Origin of the sequence: Brevundimonas sp. UBA5713 (assembly GCF_002419815.1) — a bacterium.
GTDB lineage: Bacteria > Pseudomonadota > Alphaproteobacteria > Caulobacterales > Caulobacteraceae > Brevundimonas.
In genome coordinates this window covers 143,738-160,939 of sequence record NZ_DIGV01000018.1, presented here as the reverse complement: position 1 = coordinate 160,939, position 17,202 = coordinate 143,738, and the positions used below count along the sequence as shown (strand labels likewise).

Annotated in this window: 18 protein-coding genes; 17 read left to right on the top strand and 1 reads right to left on the bottom strand. The window is 61.7% G+C overall.

The annotated features are described in order from the left end of the window. Position 1 precedes the first annotated feature (1 nt). The 14 genes from nuoG to B3B04_RS04640 all read left to right on the top strand — a co-directional run bounded on the left by nuoG (position 2) and on the right by B3B04_RS04640 (position 13,696). Positions 2–2,047, top strand: coding sequence for an NADH-quinone oxidoreductase subunit NuoG (gene nuoG / locus B3B04_RS04705; protein WP_292040390.1), 2,046 nt, complete (start codon positions 2–4; stop codon positions 2,045–2,047). Positions 2,048–2,050: 3 nt separating this feature from the next. Next, on the top strand, positions 2,051–3,130 hold the full coding sequence (gene nuoH / locus B3B04_RS04700; protein WP_292040389.1) for an NADH-quinone oxidoreductase subunit NuoH: 1,080 nt from the start codon (positions 2,051–2,053) through the stop codon (positions 3,128–3,130). A gap of 4 nt (positions 3,131–3,134) precedes the next feature. After that, positions 3,135–3,356, top strand: a complete 222-nt coding sequence (locus B3B04_RS04695; RefSeq protein WP_292040387.1) for a hypothetical protein — start codon at positions 3,135–3,137, stop codon at positions 3,354–3,356. Beyond that, the gene (locus tag B3B04_RS04690) at positions 3,356–3,568 is read left to right on the top strand and encodes a hypothetical protein (RefSeq protein ID WP_292040386.1); all 213 of its coding nucleotides are present in this window, start codon (positions 3,356–3,358) and stop codon (positions 3,566–3,568) included. The genes B3B04_RS04695 and B3B04_RS04690 overlap by 1 nt, the downstream gene beginning before the upstream one ends. Continuing rightward, positions 3,568–4,059, top strand: coding sequence for an NADH-quinone oxidoreductase subunit NuoI (gene nuoI, locus B3B04_RS04685; protein WP_292040384.1), 492 nt, complete (start codon positions 3,568–3,570; stop codon positions 4,057–4,059). Before B3B04_RS04690 ends, nuoI begins: the two co-directional genes overlap by 1 nt. A 112-nt stretch (positions 4,060–4,171) precedes the next feature. Further along, positions 4,172–4,798, top strand: coding sequence for an NADH-quinone oxidoreductase subunit J (locus B3B04_RS04680; RefSeq protein WP_292040383.1), 627 nt, complete (start codon positions 4,172–4,174; stop codon positions 4,796–4,798). Beyond that, positions 4,798–5,106: an NADH-quinone oxidoreductase subunit NuoK gene (gene nuoK, locus B3B04_RS04675; protein ID WP_292040380.1), complete on the top strand. Its 309-nt coding sequence runs from the start codon at positions 4,798–4,800 to the stop codon at positions 5,104–5,106. The genes B3B04_RS04680 and nuoK overlap by 1 nt, the downstream gene beginning before the upstream one ends. A 14-nt stretch (positions 5,107–5,120) precedes the next feature. Beyond that, positions 5,121–7,181 (top strand): NADH-quinone oxidoreductase subunit L, encoded by a 2,061-nt coding sequence (gene nuoL, locus B3B04_RS04670; RefSeq protein ID WP_292040474.1) that lies wholly within the window; start codon positions 5,121–5,123, stop codon positions 7,179–7,181. A 5-nt stretch (positions 7,182–7,186) separates the two neighbouring features. Continuing rightward, positions 7,187–8,674: an NADH-quinone oxidoreductase subunit M gene (locus B3B04_RS04665; protein ID WP_292040378.1), complete on the top strand. Its 1,488-nt coding sequence runs from the start codon at positions 7,187–7,189 to the stop codon at positions 8,672–8,674. Positions 8,675–8,681: 7 nt separating this feature from the next. Continuing rightward, entirely contained in the window at positions 8,682–10,124 is a 1,443-nt protein-coding gene (nuoN, locus tag B3B04_RS04660; protein WP_292040377.1) for an NADH-quinone oxidoreductase subunit NuoN, read from the top strand. Positions 10,125–10,130: 6 nt separating this feature from the next. After that, the gene (locus B3B04_RS04655) at positions 10,131–10,877 is read left to right on the top strand and encodes a biotin--[acetyl-CoA-carboxylase] ligase (RefSeq protein ID WP_292040375.1); all 747 of its coding nucleotides are present in this window, start codon (positions 10,131–10,133) and stop codon (positions 10,875–10,877) included. Continuing rightward, positions 10,874–11,680, top strand: coding sequence for a type III pantothenate kinase (locus tag B3B04_RS04650; protein WP_292040471.1), 807 nt, complete (start codon positions 10,874–10,876; stop codon positions 11,678–11,680). Before B3B04_RS04655 ends, B3B04_RS04650 begins: the two co-directional genes overlap by 4 nt. Positions 11,681–11,687: 7 nt before the next feature. Continuing rightward, positions 11,688–13,358 carry a ribonuclease J gene (locus B3B04_RS04645; RefSeq protein ID WP_292040372.1) on the top strand — a complete coding sequence of 557 codons (1,671 nt, stop codon included), beginning with the start codon at positions 11,688–11,690 and terminating at the stop codon, positions 13,356–13,358. Further along, positions 13,358–13,696 carry a DUF3088 family protein gene (locus tag B3B04_RS04640; RefSeq protein ID WP_292040370.1) on the top strand — a complete coding sequence of 113 codons (339 nt, stop codon included), beginning with the start codon at positions 13,358–13,360 and terminating at the stop codon, positions 13,694–13,696. Before B3B04_RS04645 ends, B3B04_RS04640 begins: the two co-directional genes overlap by 1 nt. Positions 13,697–13,709: 13 nt before the next feature. On the opposite strand, the gene B3B04_RS04635 is transcribed toward B3B04_RS04640, so the two are convergent. After that, a complete protein-coding gene (locus tag B3B04_RS04635; protein WP_292040369.1) occupies positions 13,710–14,066 on the bottom strand; it encodes a 5-carboxymethyl-2-hydroxymuconate Delta-isomerase in 357 nt (118 codons plus the stop codon). Positions 14,067–14,150: 84 nt separating this feature from the next. Here B3B04_RS04635 and B3B04_RS04630 point away from each other — a divergent pair, with 84 nt between their 5' ends. From B3B04_RS04630 to B3B04_RS04620, 3 genes are all read left to right on the top strand, one after another. After that, on the top strand, positions 14,151–14,423 hold the full coding sequence (locus tag B3B04_RS04630) for a DUF1467 family protein (protein WP_292040366.1): 273 nt from the start codon (positions 14,151–14,153) through the stop codon (positions 14,421–14,423). A 107-nt stretch (positions 14,424–14,530) separates the two neighbouring features. After that, positions 14,531–15,847, top strand: coding sequence for a proline--tRNA ligase (gene proS, locus B3B04_RS04625; protein ID WP_292040361.1), 1,317 nt, complete (start codon positions 14,531–14,533; stop codon positions 15,845–15,847). Beyond that, complete coding sequence (locus B3B04_RS04620) at positions 15,844–17,172, top strand: lipoprotein-releasing ABC transporter permease subunit (RefSeq protein WP_292040359.1); 1,329 nt, start codon at positions 15,844–15,846, stop codon at positions 17,170–17,172. The genes proS and B3B04_RS04620 overlap by 4 nt, the downstream gene beginning before the upstream one ends. Positions 17,173–17,202 lie beyond the last annotated feature (30 nt).

Here is a 17,202-nt window from a genome sequence, read left to right as displayed (position 1 = left end):
AATGCCTATCGCCAAGGTAAATGGTGTCGAGGTCGAGTTCGAACCGGGTATGACCGTGCTTCAGGTGGCTGAGCGCGCGGGTCAAGAAATCCCGCGCTTCTGCTACCACGAACGCCTGTCCATCGCCGGCAACTGCCGCATGTGCCTCGTCGAGGTGAAGCCTGGACCGCCGAAGCCGCAAGCTTCGTGCGCCCTTCCGGCTGCCGACGGTCAGGAAATCTTCACCGACACCCCGATGGTCAAAAAGGCCCGCGAAGGTGTGATGGAGTTCCTGCTCATCAACCACCCGCTGGATTGCCCGATCTGCGACCAGGGTGGTGAGTGTGACCTGCAAGACCAAGCCATGGGCTATGGCCGTGACGGTTCTCGCTATGCCGAGAACAAACGCGCGGTCGAAGAAAAGAACATGGGCCCGACGGTGAAGACCTTCATGACGCGCTGCATCCAGTGCACGCGTTGTGTCCGCTTCATCACCGAAGTGGCTGGCGTTCCGGACATCGGCATGATTTCGCGCGGCGAGAGCGCCGAGATCACGACCTATCTGGAAAAGAACATCGACAGCGAGCTGTCGGGCAACGTCAACGACCTGTGCCCGGTGGGCGCGCTGACGCACCGTCCGTGGCAGTACCACTATCGTCCGTGGGAGCTGAAGAAGACCGAGACCATCGATGTGATGGACGCTCTGGGCTCCAACATTCGCGCAGACTATCGCGGTACCGAAGTCATGCGCGTTCTGCCGCGCGTCAACGAAGGCATCAACGAAGAGTGGCTGTCCGACCGTTCGCGTTACGCTGTCGACGGCCTGCAGGCGCGCCGTCTGGACCGTCCGTGGATCCGCGAGAACGGCAAGCTGCGTGCTGCGTCGTGGGATGAAGCCCTTAACGCTGTGGCCGCCAAGCTGAAGTCGGCTCCAGCGAACCGCATCGGCGCGATTGCAGGCGATCTGCAAGACGCTGAATCGATGAAGGCCGTGCTGGATCTGTTCCGCGCGCTGGGCTCGAACAATACCGATTGCCGTCAGGACGGCGCTGCCATCGGCGGCGGTCCGCGCGAAGGGTATCTGTTTAACACTTCGATCCAAGGCATTGAAAACGCTGACGCTATCCTGATCGTGGGGGCCAACCCGCGCACGGAAGCCCCGCTGCTCAACGCCCGTATCCGCAAGGCCTGGCTGAAGGGCGACGTCGAGATCGGCGTCATCGGCCAGAACGCTGACCTGACTTACGGCTACACCTATCTGGGCGAAGGCTCGAAGGTGGCTGGCAAGCTGCCGAAGGCTGCAACCGACTTCCTGATCAAGGCTGAACGCCCGGCGATCATCGTCGGCATGGGCGCTCTGATCGGTGAAAACGGTGCGGCTGTACTGAACGCCATGGGCGCGCTGGCCAAGAAGGTCGGTGCAGTCAAGGATGGCTGGAACGGCTTTAACGTCCTGCACACCGCCGCTTCGCGCGTTGCGGGTCTGGACATGGGCTTCCTGCCGGGCGAGGGCGGTCTGGCTGTCGCCGACATGCTGAAGCCGGGCGCTCTGGACGTTCTGTTCCTGCTGGGCGCTGACGAAGTGGCTGCCAACGGCTCGGACGCTTTCCGCGTCTACCTCGGCTCGCACGGTGACCGTGGCGCTCACAGCGCCGATGTGATCCTGCCGGGTGCCGCCTTTACCGAGAAGTCGGGCCTGTATGTCAACACCGAGGGCCGTGTTCAGCTGGCTGATCGTGTGGTGTTCCCGAAGGGCGAGGCCAAGGAAGACTGGGCCATCATCCGCGCCCTGTCGGAACGCGTGGGTCACACCCTGCCGTACGACACCTTGGACCAACTGCGCACCAAGCTGATGGCTGATGTGCCGTCGTTCGGCCGCATCGACTATCTGGCTCCGTCGGCTTCGTTCGCCGTGGCCTCGCTGGGTGTGAAGGGTGATGTGGGCGATGTTGCCTTCGTTTCCCCGATTGCCGATCCCTATCTGACCAACCCGATTGCGCGCGCCAGCGAAACCATGGCCGAACTGTCCCGTGAACGGGTCGCGCCGGTCGCACTGGCGGCGGAGTAAGACATGGACGCTGCGACTTCCTTCTGGGCTACTCCGGTCGGCTGGACCCTCATCACCGTTGGTGGGATCCTGCTGGTTACCGTCGGTATCCTGATTTCCCTGGCCTTCCTGCTGCTGGCCGACCGCAAGATCTGGGCGGGCGTGCAGCTGCGTAAAGGCCCGAACGTGGTTGGTCCTTTCGGCCTGCTGCAGTCCTTCGCCGACTTCTTCAAGTTCGTGCTGAAAGAGATCGTGGTTCCGGCTGGTTCGGACAAGGTGGTGTTTCTGGCGGCTCCGCTGATCACCTTTGTTCTGGCCTTTATCGCCTGGGCTGTGATCCCGTTTGCTCCGGGCTGGGTCATCGCCGACTTGAACGTCGGCATTCTCTACATTCTGGCGATCTCGTCGCTGGGCGTTTACGGCATCATCATGGGGGGCTGGGCTTCGAACTCGAAGTACCCGTTCCTCGGCTCTCTGCGTTCGGCGGCACAGATGGTGTCGTATGAAGTGTCGATGGGTCTGATCATCATCAACGTCATCCTGCTGACCGGCACGATGAACCTGACCGAGATCGTGACCCAGCAAGCCGGCTACTTCTGGAACTGGCACGTCTTCGGCGGCGGAGCAGGGACTTGGCCGACGATCATCGTTATGATCCCGATGACGATCGTCTTCTTCATCTCGGCTCTGGCTGAAACCAACCGTCCGCCGTTCGACCTTCCGGAAGCGGAATCGGAACTGGTGGCCGGCTATCAGGTCGAATATTCCTCGACCCCGTACCTGCTGTTCATGATCGGCGAATACGCCAACATCGTCTTCATGTGTGCCATGATGACGCTGCTCTTCTGCGGTGGCTGGAACCCCGGCTTCCTGTCCGAAGACTTCATGGCCAGCCTGCCGTCCTTCATCGCCTATGCGATCTATCTGCTGACCTTCATCGTCAAGACGGTGTTCTGGTTCTGCATGATCGCACTGGTTAAGGCGTTCGTACCGCGTTACCGCTATGACCAACTGATGCGTCTGGGCTGGAAGATTTTCCTGCCGGCGTCCTTGGTCGCGGTTGTGTTCGTCGCCGCATGGCGCGTATTCGCGGTCGGAGCTTAAGCCTATGATCCGTTCTGTGGTTATCCTGACTGTCGCGACCTTGGGTCTTGGGGCAGGGGCGTGCAGCTCGTTAGCGCCCTATGACTACTCCAAATCGCGTCAGGGCGAGTCGGCTGAAGCCGGTATCGCCCGTCAGGAAACCGAAGCGCGCGAGCGTCAGGAACGGACCGTTCGCTGCCAGACCATGAGCGAGCGTGATCGCCGGGCCAGCGGGGACTGTTTCTGATGAAACATCACCTCGCCGGACTGGGCGCTCTAGCGCTTTTGGGTTCGACGGCGTGCGCCGCTCCCTATGAGGCTGACCCTGTGTCGGTCTATCAGTGGGAACGTCGCCAACAAGAGATTGAACGGCGTAGCGCTGAACAACAGCGTCTGTGCCAGACTTTGGATAAGGAAAGCGCCCGCTATCAACGCGAGTGCGCCGGAGTGAGATCGTAATGCTGACCCGTATCGTTCAGGCGGCCAAGGGCGCGATGCTGACCGACGTGTTCGGTGCCGTCGGCCTGTCAGTCAAATACATGCTGAAGCCGAAGGCGACGGTGAACTATCCGTTCGAGCGCAACCCGCAGTCGCCGCGCTTCCGTGGCGAACATGCTCTGCGCCGCTATCCGAACGGCGAAGAGCGCTGCATTGCGTGCAAGCTCTGCGAAGCCATCTGTCCCGCACAAGCCATCACCATCGAGGCCGAACCGCGCGCCGACGGCTCGCGCCGTACGACCCGCTACGACATCGACATGGTGAAGTGCATCTACTGCGGCCTGTGCCAAGAGGCCTGCCCGGTGGACGCTATCGTCGAAGGTCCGAACTCCGAGTTCGCGACCGAAACACGCGAAGAACTGCTCTACGACAAGGAACGCCTGCTCGATAACGGCGACCGTTGGGAACGTTTGATCGCGAAGAATCTGGAACTCGACGCCCCGTACCGTTAAACGGAGCGTCGATTCCGCCGTACTGACCCCGTCCGTAGGGCGGGGCCGCAATTCTGGAAGGGTTCAGGCTCCGGTCTGAACCATTGGTTTTGAAGGGGGCATCGTCCCGCACATGCTGCAAGGCCTGGCCTTCTATCTTCTGGCAACGGTTGCCGTGGTCTCCAGCCTTTTGGTGGTGACCGCGCGTAATCCGGTGCACTCCGTCCTCTGGCTGATCCTGACCTTCTTCTCGGCAGCCGGTCTCTTTGTGCTGCTCGGTGCCGAGTTCCTCGCCATGCTGTTGGTGGTGGTTTACGTCGGCGCGGTCGCGGTTCTGTTCCTGTTCGTCGTGATGATGCTGGACGTCGATTTCGTCCGCCTCCGCGAGGGCTATGCCCGCTACCTGCCGCTGGCGGGTATCGTGGCCGCTGTCCTGCTGGCGGAGATGATCATGGTGTCGATCAGCGTCGCCACCTCGGGCGCAGCCAAGGACGCGGTTGAGCCGGTTCTGGCGGCCGCAGGCACCACGAACACCGAGAGCATCGGCCGTGTGCTGTACACGGACTATGTCTACTTCTTCCAGGCTGCGGGCATTGTTCTGCTGATCGCCATGATCGGTGCGATTGTTCTGACCCTGCGCAAGCGTGAGGGCGTTCATCGTCAGGATCTGGCCGCTCAGGCCAACCGCCTCCGTGTCAATGCCGTCGAGATCAAGTCGGCTGCCACCGGTGCTGGCGTGAAACCCGAGGAGCTTCTGTAATGGACATCTCGCTCCAACACTATCTGGCGGTTGCCGCCATCCTGTTCACCATCGGTGTGTTCGGCATCTTCGTGAACCGCAAGAACATCATCATCATCCTGATGTCGATCGAGATGATCCTGCTGGCGGTGAACATCAATTTCGTCGCCTTCTCGACCTACCTCGGCAATGTCGAGGGTCAGCTGATGGCGATGTTCGTGCTGACCGTTGCCGCGGCAGAGGCCGCCGTCGGTCTGGCCATTCTTGTGACCTTCTTCCGTAACCGCGGCGATATCGCTGTGGACGACGCCTCTGTGATGAAGGGCTGATTGGGACCGTGTCTATCCAAACTCTCGTCATTCTAGGCGTCTTCGCCCCGCTGCTGGGGGCGATGATTGCTGGCTTCTTCGGACGCCGGATCGGCGACATTGCCTCTCAGGCAGTGACGACCGGCCTGCTGTTCTTCTCGTGCCTTGTCTCGTGGATTGTGTTCAGCCAGTGGACCTGGGGTGGGCTGGAAGCCTTCACCGTCAAGCTGCTGCCGTTCATCCACGTCGGTGACTTCCAATCGAACTGGTCGATCCGCATCGATGCCATGTCGGCGACCATGCTGATCGTGGTGACCAGTGTCTCGGCGCTCGTTCACCTGTACAGCTGGGGCTATATGAAGGAGGACGACAGCCGTCCGCGCTTCTTTGCCTATCTGTCGCTGTTCACCTTCATGATGCTGTCGCTGGTGACGGCCGCTGACTTCCTGCAGATGTTCTTCGGCTGGGAAGGCGTGGGTCTGGCGTCGTACCTGCTGATCGGCTTCTGGTATAAGAAGCCGTCGGCCACGGCGGCCTCGATCAAGGCCTTCGTCGTCAACCGCGTGGGTGACTTCGGCTTCCTGCTCGGCATGATGACCATCTTCTGGATGTTCGGCACTATCGAGTTCGACAAGCTGTTCCCGCTGATCGAAGCCAAGGCTGGTACCGGTTGGGACTTCCTCGGCTTTACCTGGTCCGCTCTGGATCTGGCCGGTCTGCTGCTGTTCATCGGTGCCATGGGTAAGTCGGCGCAGTTTCTGCTGCACACCTGGCTGCCGGACGCGATGGAAGGCCCGACCCCTGTGTCGGCACTGATCCACGCTGCCACCATGGTGACCGCCGGCGTCTATATGGTCTGCCTGCTGTCGCCGCTGTACGAACACGCTCCGATCGCGGCCCAGTTCATCACCATCATCGGCGGTATCACGGCGATCTTCGCTGCCACCGTCGGCATGATGCAGAACGACATCAAGCGCGTCATCGCTTACTCGACCTGCTCGCAGCTGGGTTACATGTTCTTCGCCATCGGTGTGGGCTCGTACCAGTCGGCCATGTTCCACCTGTTCACCCACGCCTTCTTCAAGGCTCTGCTGTTCCTGGGCGCCGGTTCGGTGATCCACGGCATGCACCACGAACAGGACATGCGTAAGATGGGCGGCCTGATGAAGCTGCTGCCGATCACCTATGCAACCATGATGATCGGCACGATTGCCATCACCGGTCTGGGCATTCCGGGTCTGTGGGGCTTTGCTGGCTTCTATTCGAAGGACTCGATCATCGAGAGCGCCTTTGCCTCGTTCACCGAAGGCCATTCGGTGTTCGCCATGTTCGCCTTCGTGATCGGCCTGTCAGCGGCTCTGCTGACCGCCTACTATTCGTGGCGTCTGGTATTCATGACCTTCCACAACAAACCGCAGTGGAAGGAAGAGGAGGGCGCGCACCACGACGAAGCCCATGCTCACGCTCATGACGATCACCATGCTGCGCACGATGATCACGCGCACGACGTTCATCACCATGGTCCGCTGAAGCCGCACGAAAGCCCGCTGGTGATGATCCTGCCGCTGCTCGTGCTGTCTGTCGGCGCTGTGTTCGCAGGCTGGATCTTCTACCCGCACTTCGTGGGTTACGAGCAGGAAGCCTTCTGGCGTGGCTCGATCTTCACGGCTGAAGCCAACCACGTCCTTCACCAGAGCCACTATGTGCCGCTGTGGGTGAAGTGGTCGCCGTTGATCGTGACCCTGATCGGTACGTTCGCTGCCTTCTGGCTCTATGTCGTGAAGGAAGGTGCCGCCAAGGACATGGCCGCCAAGAAGGGCCCGCTGTACACCTTCCTGTACAACAAGTGGTTCTGGGACGAGCTCTATAACGTCACCTTCGTCAAGGCTACCAAGGCTCTGGGCGACTTCTTCTGGAAGGTGGGCGACGTGAAGATCATCGACGGTCTGGGTCCGAACGGCGCGGCTTGGGCCTCGCTGAAGTCGGGCGGCTTCCTGTCGCGCTTCCAGTCCGGTTTCGTTTACTTCTATGCATTCGTGATGCTGATTGGCGTGGCCGCGTTCCTTGCCTTCGCCATCTTCACGTGGGGAGCCTGAGCCTCGTGCCTCACATTCTGAGCATCGTAACCTTCCTGCCGCTTCTGGGTGCGGCGGCCATTGTGGTCGCCAGCCTCCTGAACAAGGGCACCAAGGAAGCCGCGGCCCCGGCCGCCCGCTGGATCGCGCTGGGCACGACACTCGTCGTGCTCGCGGTCTCCATTCTGCTGACGGCACAGTTCGACCCGTCGAACACCGCGTACCAATTCGTTGAGTACGCGCCGTGGTTCGCCGGTGCGGCCTATCATCTGGGCGTTGACGGGGTCTCGATCCTGTTCGTGCTGCTGACCGCCTTCCTCATGCCGATCTGTGTGATCGCCAGCTGGAAGTCGATCGAGCACCGCGTCGTCGAATATATGACCGCCTTCCTGATCCTGGAGACCCTGGTCATCGGCGTGTTCACCTCGCTGGACCTGTTCCTCTTCTACATGTTCTTCGAAGGCACTCTGGTCCCGATGTATCTGATTATCGGCATCTGGGGTGGCGCGAACCGCATCTACGCTTCGTACAAATTCTTCCTGTACACCCTGCTGGGTTCGGTTCTGATGCTGCTGGCCATGTTGTGGATGTTCCACGAGACCGGCACCTCCAGCATTCCTGAACTGAAGACCTATGACTTCGCGCCGTCGGTTCAGCCGCTGCTGTGGCTCGCCTTCTTCGCCTCGTTCGCGGTGAAGATGCCGATGTGGCCGGTGCACACCTGGCTGCCGGACGCCCACGTTCAGGCTCCGACCGCAGGCTCGGTCATTCTGGCCGGTATCCTGCTGAAGCTGGGCGGCTATGGCTTCATCCTGTTCAACCTGCCGATGTTCCCGCAGGCGTCGGAGATGTTCACCCCGCTGGTGTTCGCGCTGTCGGTGATCGCCGTGGTCTACACCTCGCTGGTCGCCTTCCGTCAGACCGACATCAAGAAGCTGATCGCCTATTCGTCGGTCGCGCACATGGGCTTCGTGACCATGGGTATCTTCGCCGGTAACGACGCAGGCGTGCAGGGTGCCGTGTTCCAGATGCTCAGCCACGGCCTGATTTCTGGCGCGCTCTTCCTCTGCGTCGGCGTGGTCTACGACCGCATGCACACCCGTGAAATCGCCTTCTACGGCGGTCTGACGGCCCGCATGCCTTGGTTCGCAGCCATCTTCCTGCTGTTCACCATGGCCAACGTTGGCCTGCCGGGCACCTCGGGCTTTATTGGTGAAGTGCTGACCATGACCGGTGCCTATCAGGTCTCGACCTGGACGGCTCTGATTGCGGCCTCGGGCGTGATCTTCTCGGCGGTGTACGCCCTGACGCTGTTCCGTAACGTCATGTACGGCCCGATCACCAATCCGAAGCTGGAAGGCATCACCGATATCGACAAGCGCGAGCTGCTGCTGTTCGTGCCGCTGATTATCGGCACCGTGGCTCTGGGTCTGTACCCGAACGCCATCCTCGACATCACGGGGCCTTCGGTTGAGGCCCTGACCACCGCCTATCGCGCAGCCATCGGCGGGTGAGAGCATAATGACTGATTTGTCCTCCGCACTCCAACTGGCCGCCCCCGAGATTACTCTCGCGGTTGGCGGTCTGGTCCTTCTCATGGTCGGCGCGTTCGGCGGTGAGAAGTCCACCCGTCTGGTCTCGGGCCTGTCTGTCCTGCTGCTGCTGGTCGCGACGGCTCTGACCGTTACCGGCCCGCTGGGTCAGGCCTTCAACGGCACCTACATCGCCGACCCGATGGCAGTGTACGGCAAGGCCGTTATCTTCCTGTCGGCGGCTGTGGCCATTGTGCTGGGCGATGGCTGGATGCATCGCAACAACATCGCCAAGTTCGAATACCCTGTCCTGATCACGCTGGCTTCGGTCGGTATGGGCATGATGGCGTCGTCGGGCGACCTGATCTCGCTGTACATCGGCATCGAAATGCACTCGCTGGCTCTGTACGTGCTGGCCGCCTACCGTCGTGACAGCCTGACGGCGTCCGAAGCGGGCCTGAAGTATTTCGTGCTGGGTGCCCTGTCGTCGGGTCTGCTGCTGTATGGTGCGAGCCTGATCTACGGCTTCGCGGGCTCGATGAAGTTCGACGAAATCGCCGCCTTCGCCTCGGCTACTCCGAGCGTTGGCCTGATCTTCGGTCTGGTCTTCCTGATTGCCGGTCTGGCGTTCAAGGTCTCGGCTGCGCCGTTCCACATGTGGACGCCTGACGTGTACCAAGGCGCGCCGACCCCGGTCGTGGCTCTGTTCGCCACGGCACCCAAGGTTGCCGCCATGGTGCTGATCGCCCGCGTGCTGGTCGACGGCTTCAATCTGGCGCATGACCAATGGGCTCAGGTCGTGATCCTGATCTCGCTGATCTCTTTCGCGGTCGGTTCGTTCGGCGGTCTGCTGCAAAAAGACATCCAGCGCCTGCTGGCGTACTCGTCGATCATCAATATCGGCTATGCCCTGCTGGGCGTCGCTACGGGTACCGAACTGGGTATCCAGGCCATGCTGATGTTCATGACCCTGTACGTCATCGACCAGTTCGGCTTCTTCGCCATTCTGCTGTCGCTGAGCCGCGGCGGTCGTCCGATCCGCAACATCGGCGATCTGGCTGGCCTGAAGCAGGACCGTCCGCTGACGGCGATCGCGCTGACTGTACTGGCCCTGTCGGCAGTCGGCATTCCGCCGCTGTCGGGTTTCTGGGGCAAGTTCTTCGTCTTCGGCGCTGCCGCTGACGCAGGCTACTGGATGGCCGGTGCGGCCGGTCTGGTCGCCTCGGTTGTGGCTGCCTTCTACTATCTGCGCATCATCAAGACGATGTGGTTCGACGCTCCGGCTTCGGACATCGCCACCGACAAGGCTCCGGCTGTCCCGCAATACGTGGGCTGGCTGGCTGCAGCCTTCAGCTTCCCGATCGTGATCGTGGCGCTGACCTGGCTGGAGCCGCTGACCAAGGCTGCGGCCGCTGGCGTGGGCGTAGGTTAAGGAGCCTTGGCGGCTCCGGTCCTGATCCTGCAGGAGATCGACTCGACCAATGCCGAAGCGCGCAGGCGCGCCGAGGCTGGCGAGTTCGGTCCCCTGTGGATCGCGGCCCAACGCCAAACCGAAGGGCGCGGGCGCAGGGGCCGTGTCTGGGAAATGCCGACGGGCAATCTGGCCCAGACCCTGCTTCTTACCCTCGATAAATCGCCTCTGGATGCCTCGCAGCTGACCTTTGTGTCGGCGCTGGCTGTCTATGATCTGGTCGCGCACTATGTGCCGCCCAGTCTGGTTTCGATCAAATGGCCCAATGATGTGCTTCTGGATGGCCGCAAGGTGTCCGGCGTGCTGTTGGAAAGCGGATCGCTGGGGGCAGGGGGGCTGTGGGTGGCCATTGGTATTGGGGTGAACCTCAAGGCCGCGCCTGTGAGCACCGAGCGCCCCGCCACCGCGATTGCCGAGCATCTGTCCGCCGATCATTTGTCGCCGCCGGATTTCGAAACCGGTGCAAAGCATTTGGCCGAACGCTTTGATCACTGGCTGTCGGTTTGGCAGACCCAAGGCTTCGGACCGGTGCGTCAGGCATGGATCGATCGCACGCCGGGCCTTTTTGGGCCGTGCATCGCGCGTCTGACCCACGAGACGCTGCACGGCACCGCCGACGGGGTAGAGGCTGATGGTTCGCTTCGGCTGAAGCTGGCGGATGGCTCGATTCGCATTATCTCTGCGGGCGATGTATTTTTCGGAGATAACGGCTGATGCTGTTGGCGATTGAACAAGGCAACACCAATACGCTCTTCGCCGTCCACGATGGCGAGAGCTGGATTGCCCAATGGCGCACGGCGACCGAAGCCACACGCACAGCCGATGAATACGCCGTCTGGCTGCACCAGCTGTTCGAGCTGATGAGCGCCAAGACCGGCCGTCGCCTGAATATGACGGACATGGACGGCTGCATCATCTCGTCTGTCGTGCCGCAATCCATCTTCAATCTGCGCAACCTGTCGCGCCGCTATCTGGAGGTTAACCCTCTGGTCATCGGCGAGAATGCCGACTTGGGTATCGAGGTGCGTATCCCCAAGCCTAGCGAGGCCGGTGCCGACCGTCTGGTGAACGCGATTGGTGCGCTGACAACTTATTCTGGTGACCTGCTGTTGATCGACAGCGGTACGGCCACCACATTTGATATCGTTTCAGCCGGTGACGCGCCGGGCCAAGGGGCCTTCGAGGGCGGCGTCATCGCGCCGGGCATCAATCTTTCCGTGCAGGCTCTGCACGAAGCGGCAGCCAAACTGCCGCGCATCGCTATTCAACGCCCTTCCGTTGTGATCGGCCGCGACACAGTCACCTCGATGCAATCGGGGGTCTTCTGGGGCTATGTGGGCCTCATTGACGGACTGGTGGCGCGCATCAAGGCGGAGTGGGGACGTCCGATGACCGTGGTGGGTACCGGCGGCGTCGCGTCCCTGTTCGAAGGGGCGAGCAACACAATTGACCGGTTTGATCCGGACCTGACCATCCGCGGCCTTTTGGAAATCTGGCGGCGGAACAACCTCCGTTAAGGACTGTATGACCCAAGTAAACCAAGACGAACTCGTTTTCCTGCCGCTGGGCGGCTCGAACGAGGTCGGTATGAATTTGAATGCTTACGGCTTTGGCCCCGAGCATGACCGCAAATGGATTATCGTCGATGTCGGCGTCACCTTCGGTGACCAGTCGACGCCGGGCGTGGATGTTATCGTGCCCGATCCTGCCTTCCTCGAAGGCGAGGAAATTCTGGGCATTGTGCTGACCCACGCGCACGAAGACCACATCGGTGCACTGGCCTGGCTGCTGCCGCGCATTCAGGCCCCGCTGTATGCCACGCCGTTCACCGCCTTCCTGATCCGTGAAAAGCTGCGCGACCGCAATCTGCTGGACGACGCAGAGCTGAACGAGGTCGAACTGGGCGGCAAGGTGAACCTCGGCCCGTTCGAGGTGACCTATGTCACCCTGACGCACTCGATTGCCGAGCCGAACGGCCTGTCGATCAAGACCCCGCTGGGCACTGTGCTGCACACCGGCGACTGGAAGCTGGACGACCAGCCGGTCGTGGGCGAGCGCACCGATGAGGCCTTCATCCGCCAACTGGGCGATGAGGGCGTGCTGGCCATGGTCTGCGATTCCACCAACGTCTTCGTTGAGGGCATGGCGGGGTCGGAAGGTGACGTGCGCCAAAAGCTGGTGGAGCTGATTACTCCGCTGAAAGGCCGCGTGGCTGTTGGCTGCTTCGCCTCGAACGTGGCGCGCATGGACAGCGTGATTCACGCTGCCGAGATGGCTGGCCGCCGTGTGGCACTGGCAGGCCGTTCGATGCACCGCATCACCGCCGCTGCCAAGACGGTCGGCATGCTGAAGGATGTGCAGTTCCTGTCCGAGGAAGAAGCCAAGGTTTGGCCTGCGGACAAGATTCTGTATCTGTGCACCGGCTCTCAGGGCGAAGACCGCGCGGCGCTATCGCGTATCGCCGATGGCACCCACCCGTTCGTGCGACTGGGGCAGGGCGACCACTGCATCTTCTCCTCGCGCGTGATCCCGGGCAATGAGCTGGCCATCGCTCGCCTTCAGGACAAGCTGGCCGAGAAGGGCGTGCGCATCTACACCGAGAAGGACAGCCCCGGCATCCACGTCTCGGGTCACCCGTGCCGTGCCGAACTGCGCCAGATGTATGAGTGGGCGCGTCCCACCATCGCCGTGCCCACCCACGGTCAGCGCCGTCACCTGATCGAGCACGCCAATCTGGCCCGCGATCTGGGCATTCCGCAAACCTGCACCCCGCGCAACGGCGACATGGTGCGGCTGGCCCCCGGCATGGTCGAGATCATCGACGAAGTGCCCGCCGGTCGTCTGTTCGTCGATGGCGGCATGATGGTGGAAGAGCAGGGCGAAGCCCTGCGTGAGCGCCGTCACGCGGCCAACAACGGCATGCTGATTGTGTCGTTCGCGCTGGACCGTCGCGGCAAGATTGTCAGCGACATCGACATCCGCTCAATCGGCCTGCCGGGCGATGAGAAGCACAAACTTGAAGACGTGCTGGACGATCTGGCCGAGCGCGTCGAAGATGTGGTCACCAACCTCAAGGGCTCGGCCCTCGAGGACGAGATGGTGGTCGAACAGGCCGTGGCGCGCACCTTGAAAAAGGCCAGCCAGAAGGTTTGGGGCCGTCGTCCTATCGTCGAAACCGTGGTGCTGAGGCTGTAATGGCGGACCGTCTTTTTCTGCTGAACCCTGACTGGTTCGATGATCAGGGCGGTCCGTGGTACTGCCCGCCCGGCGCGGTGATCGAGGGGGTGCTGAACCTCTATCCTCGCCTGAAGGATGTGACAGAGGTGATCCGTGTGGATCACCCGCGTCCGCGTGCAGCGGTCGTCGAGGTGGTGGGCGAGGCTGACCAGTCCTGCCCGATGCTGGTGTTGGACGGTGAGTTCGACTGGCCCGACGCCTTGGTCAGCGAGGCCACCGGTGCCCGCTATCTGAAGGATGAGAACATCCTGCCTTACTGGGCGGCCCGCTATGGCATTGGCCGCCCGCACCCGTAAGGCCTGATTTGGATCAGCCCGCTGTCACCTTGTGATAGTTGGGCTTATCCAGATCGACGATCTCTACAGAAATCTGGCGCGGCCCATCATACTGGGTCAGGTGCTTGACCATGGTGTCCTGCACGGCCTTGCCCAGCGCCAGTTTCTGTTCCGGCGTGCGCCCGCTGAGAATGCGCAGATCACAGTGAACCATGGCCTGATCGGGCGATCCGTCCGCAATGATCAGGTTTTCGGCCCGCACCACGCGGGTCTTGCACGACGCCAGCGTTGCACCGGTATGTTCGACGCACAGGTTATGGATTTCCAACGCCAGCGCGCGAAAATCGGCGCTGTCGAAATGGGTGGAGTGTTCGAGCGTGATTTGTGGCATGACAGGTCCTGAATAGGGGTGTCGCCATTTACGCCGAGCCGAGCGCGGCGTCACCCAAGCTTTGAACAAAGTGAGGCTGAGTTCATGCCGTTAGGCCCGTTTACGCTTGTCGCCATCTATCTGACGACGTGGTGGATCGTGCTGTTTATGATCCTGCCCATCGGGATGCGCGATCAGGTGGATGCGCCGCCGACCGATGGCAGCCAGTGGGGCGCTCCTGCGAACCCCAATCTGAAGAAGAAGTTCATCACCACCACCTGGGTTTCGGCCATTATCTGGGCCATCATTGTGGGCGTGGTGTGGACGGGCATCATGCCGATTCCGGATATCGACACCTCTCGTCTGCCGGCGTTGTAATCGGCGGAACCGAACGGTCCGCATCGCCCTTTTTCCAGTCCGCGCGTTGCCACGCCCTTCCGGCACGCGCTAATCACGCTGAACTAGTTTCAGGAAAGCCTACCCTCATGCGTCTGTCGCGCTATTTTCTGCCGACCCTCAAGGAAGCCCCCTCTGACGCCCAGATCGTCTCGCATCAGCTGATGCTGCGAGCGGGCATGATCAAGCAGGAGGCCGCAGGCATCTATGCGTGGCTGCCGCTGGGTCTTCGCGTGCTACGCAAGATTGAAAACATCGTCCGCGAAGAGCAGACCAAGGCCGGTGCCGTCGAGCTGTTGATGCCGACGCTGCAACTGGCAGACCTGTGGCGCGAGTCGGGCCGCTATGACGCCTATGGCCCGGAGATGCTGCGCATCACCGACCGTCACGAGCGCGAGCTGTTGTACGGCCCGACCAATGAGGAAATGGTCACCGACATCTTCCGTGGCTACGTCAAATCCTACAAGTCGCTGCCGCTGAACCTCTTCCACATCCAGTGGAAGTTCCGCGACGAGCGCCGTCCGCGCTTTGGCGTTATGCGTGGCCGCGAGTTCCTGATGAAGGACGCCTATTCGTTCGACATCGACGAAGCGTCGGCGCGCATCGCCTATAAGCGTATGTTTGCCGCCTATCTGAACACCTTCTCGCGTCTGGGCCTGAAGGCCGTGCCGATGCGCGCCGACACCGGCCCGATCGGCGGCGACCTGTCGCACGAGTTCATCGTGCTGGCCGACACCGGCGAGAGCGAAGTCTTCTGCGACCGCAAACTGGTGGAAATGGCTCCTCCGGGCCACGACCTGAGCGTCGAGCAACTGAACGCCGTCTTTGACGAGCGCACCGCCCTGTACGCTGCCACCGAGGAAATGCATGACGCGGCGCGCTTCGAAAGCGAAACCGCCGAGGCCGACCGCCTGTCGGCTCGCGGCATCGAGGTGGGCCACATCTTCTACTTCGGCACCAAATACTCGGCCCCGATGAAGGCCAAGGTCGCCGGTCCGGATGGCAAGGACACCGAAGTCCACATGGGCTCGTACGGTGTTGGCGTATCGCGCCTGCTGGGTGCCATCATCGAAGCCAGCCACGACAGCGCGGGCATCATCTGGCCGGACTCGGTCGCGCCGTTCGACGTGGCCGTGATCTCGATGCGCAACAGCGACGAAGCCGTCTCTGCTGCGTGTGAAGAGGCCGTCAAACTGCTGGAAGCTGCCGGCAAGGACGTGCTGTACGACGACACGGACGAGCGTCCGGGCGGCAAGTTCGCCACCGCCGACCTGATCGGTATTCCGTGGCAACTGGTCATTGGTCCCAAGGGCCTGGCCGATGGCGTGGTTGAACTGAAGCGCCGCGCCACCGGTGAAAAACAAACCCTGTCGCTGCAAGCTGCCGTGGAGCTGCTCACGAAATGACCGATAAAGCGACTGGATCCGCTCCGTCGCCGGCCGCCGCTGCCATGGCTGCAAAGCCTGCCGGTCCGTTCTCCGCATGGGAAATCGGACTGGCGCTGCGGTATCTCCGTGCCAAGCGCAAGGAAGGCGGCGTGGCCCTGATCGCCATCATCAGCTTCGTCGGCATCATGCTGGCTGTGGCTGTGCTGATTTCGGTCATGAGCATCATGTCCGGCTTCCGTGGCACGCTGATGGACCGGATCCTGTCGTTCAACGGTCATATGTACGTTCAGGGCCCTGTGCTTTGGGCCGAGGACCGCGATGCCGCGATCGAGCGCATCGGCAATGTGCCGGGTGTGGTTTCCGTGGCCCCACTGACGGAAAACCCCGCCATGTTTCGCGCCATGGGACAGGCCACGGGCGGTGTGGTGCGCGGCGTGCGCCCCGAAGACCTGTCGGGCTTCCCCTATGCCTATGAAAGCCTGAGCGAAGAGGCCCGCGCCAGCTTCGGCAAGGGCGAATGGGGCGGTGACAACATCCTGATCGGGAAGACGCTGGCCGAACAGATGGGCCTGCGTGTCGGCGATCCGATCAGCCTTTATTCGCCCACCGGTGCCGACAGTGCGTTCGGCAATCTGGGCGGTCTGGAAAAGACCTATATCGTCGGCGGCATCTACACCTCGGGCGCAGCGGACTATGACCGCGCCTTCGTCTTCATGCCGCTGGAGCAGGCGCAACTGTTCTTTGGCAAGGAAGGCGTCGTGGACGTGATCGAGTTGAAGGTCGCCGAGCCCGACAAGGTCGAAACCATGATCGGCGCAGTGGCCCGTGCGGCAGGGCAGGGCGCAGTCGTCAGCGACTGGCGTAACCGTCAGGCCGCCATCTGGGGCGCGCTGAAGGTCGAGCGCGTCGCCATGAGCATTATTCTGGGCATGGTGGTCGCCATCGCTGCCATGAACATCATCAGCGGCATCGTCATGCTGGTGAAGAACAAGACCCGTGACATTGCCATCCTGCGCACCATCGGGGCAAGCCAGTCATCGATCCTGCGCATCTTCTTTGTGTCGGGCGCGGCCATCGGTATCGGTGGCACGATTGCGGGTCTGGTTCTGGGCCTCCTGTTCTGCCTGAACATTGGCGCCATCCAGCATTTCCTTGAGGCCTTGCTGGGCGTGCAGCTGTTCAACGCCGACGTCTATATGCTGGATTCCATTCCGGCAGACGTGGACCCGTGGGACGTGACGTGGGTGGCTGTCTTCTCCTTCCTCATGAGCTGTCTGGCCAGCTTGCCGCCGTCGTGGAATGCGTCGCGTATCGATCCGGTGGAGGCTCTGCGCTTTGAATAGACTGTTGAAACGCAAAGCTTCGACCGGCCC

Bases quoted from the DNA above. Each gene is read 5' to 3' on its own strand.
- B3B04_RS04620 (WP_292040359.1), top strand. From the start codon at position 15,844: ATGACCGATAAAGCGACTGGATCCGCTCCGTCGCCGGCCGCCGCTGCC.
- B3B04_RS04630 (WP_292040366.1), top strand. From the start codon at position 14,151: ATGCCGTTAGGCCCGTTTACGCTTGTCGCCATCTATCTGACGACGTGG.
- B3B04_RS04695 (WP_292040387.1), top strand. From the start codon at position 3,135: ATGATCCGTTCTGTGGTTATCCTGACTGTCGCGACCTTGGGTCTTGGG.
- nuoG (WP_292040390.1), top strand. From the start codon at position 2: ATGCCTATCGCCAAGGTAAATGGTGTCGAGGTCGAGTTCGAACCGGGT.
- B3B04_RS04690 (WP_292040386.1), top strand. From the start codon at position 3,356: ATGAAACATCACCTCGCCGGACTGGGCGCTCTAGCGCTTTTGGGTTCG.
- B3B04_RS04680 (WP_292040383.1), top strand. From the start codon at position 4,172: ATGCTGCAAGGCCTGGCCTTCTATCTTCTGGCAACGGTTGCCGTGGTC.
- B3B04_RS04640 (WP_292040370.1), top strand. From the start codon at position 13,358: ATGGCGGACCGTCTTTTTCTGCTGAACCCTGACTGGTTCGATGATCAG.
- nuoI (WP_292040384.1), top strand. From the start codon at position 3,568: ATGCTGACCCGTATCGTTCAGGCGGCCAAGGGCGCGATGCTGACCGAC.
- B3B04_RS04635 (WP_292040369.1), bottom strand. From the start codon at position 14,066: ATGCCACAAATCACGCTCGAACACTCCACCCATTTCGACAGCGCCGAT.
- nuoN (WP_292040377.1), top strand. From the start codon at position 8,682: ATGACTGATTTGTCCTCCGCACTCCAACTGGCCGCCCCCGAGATTACT.
- nuoH (WP_292040389.1), top strand. From the start codon at position 2,051: ATGGACGCTGCGACTTCCTTCTGGGCTACTCCGGTCGGCTGGACCCTC.
- B3B04_RS04645 (WP_292040372.1), top strand. From the start codon at position 11,688: ATGACCCAAGTAAACCAAGACGAACTCGTTTTCCTGCCGCTGGGCGGC.
- nuoK (WP_292040380.1), top strand. From the start codon at position 4,798: ATGGACATCTCGCTCCAACACTATCTGGCGGTTGCCGCCATCCTGTTC.
- proS (WP_292040361.1), top strand. From the start codon at position 14,531: ATGCGTCTGTCGCGCTATTTTCTGCCGACCCTCAAGGAAGCCCCCTCT.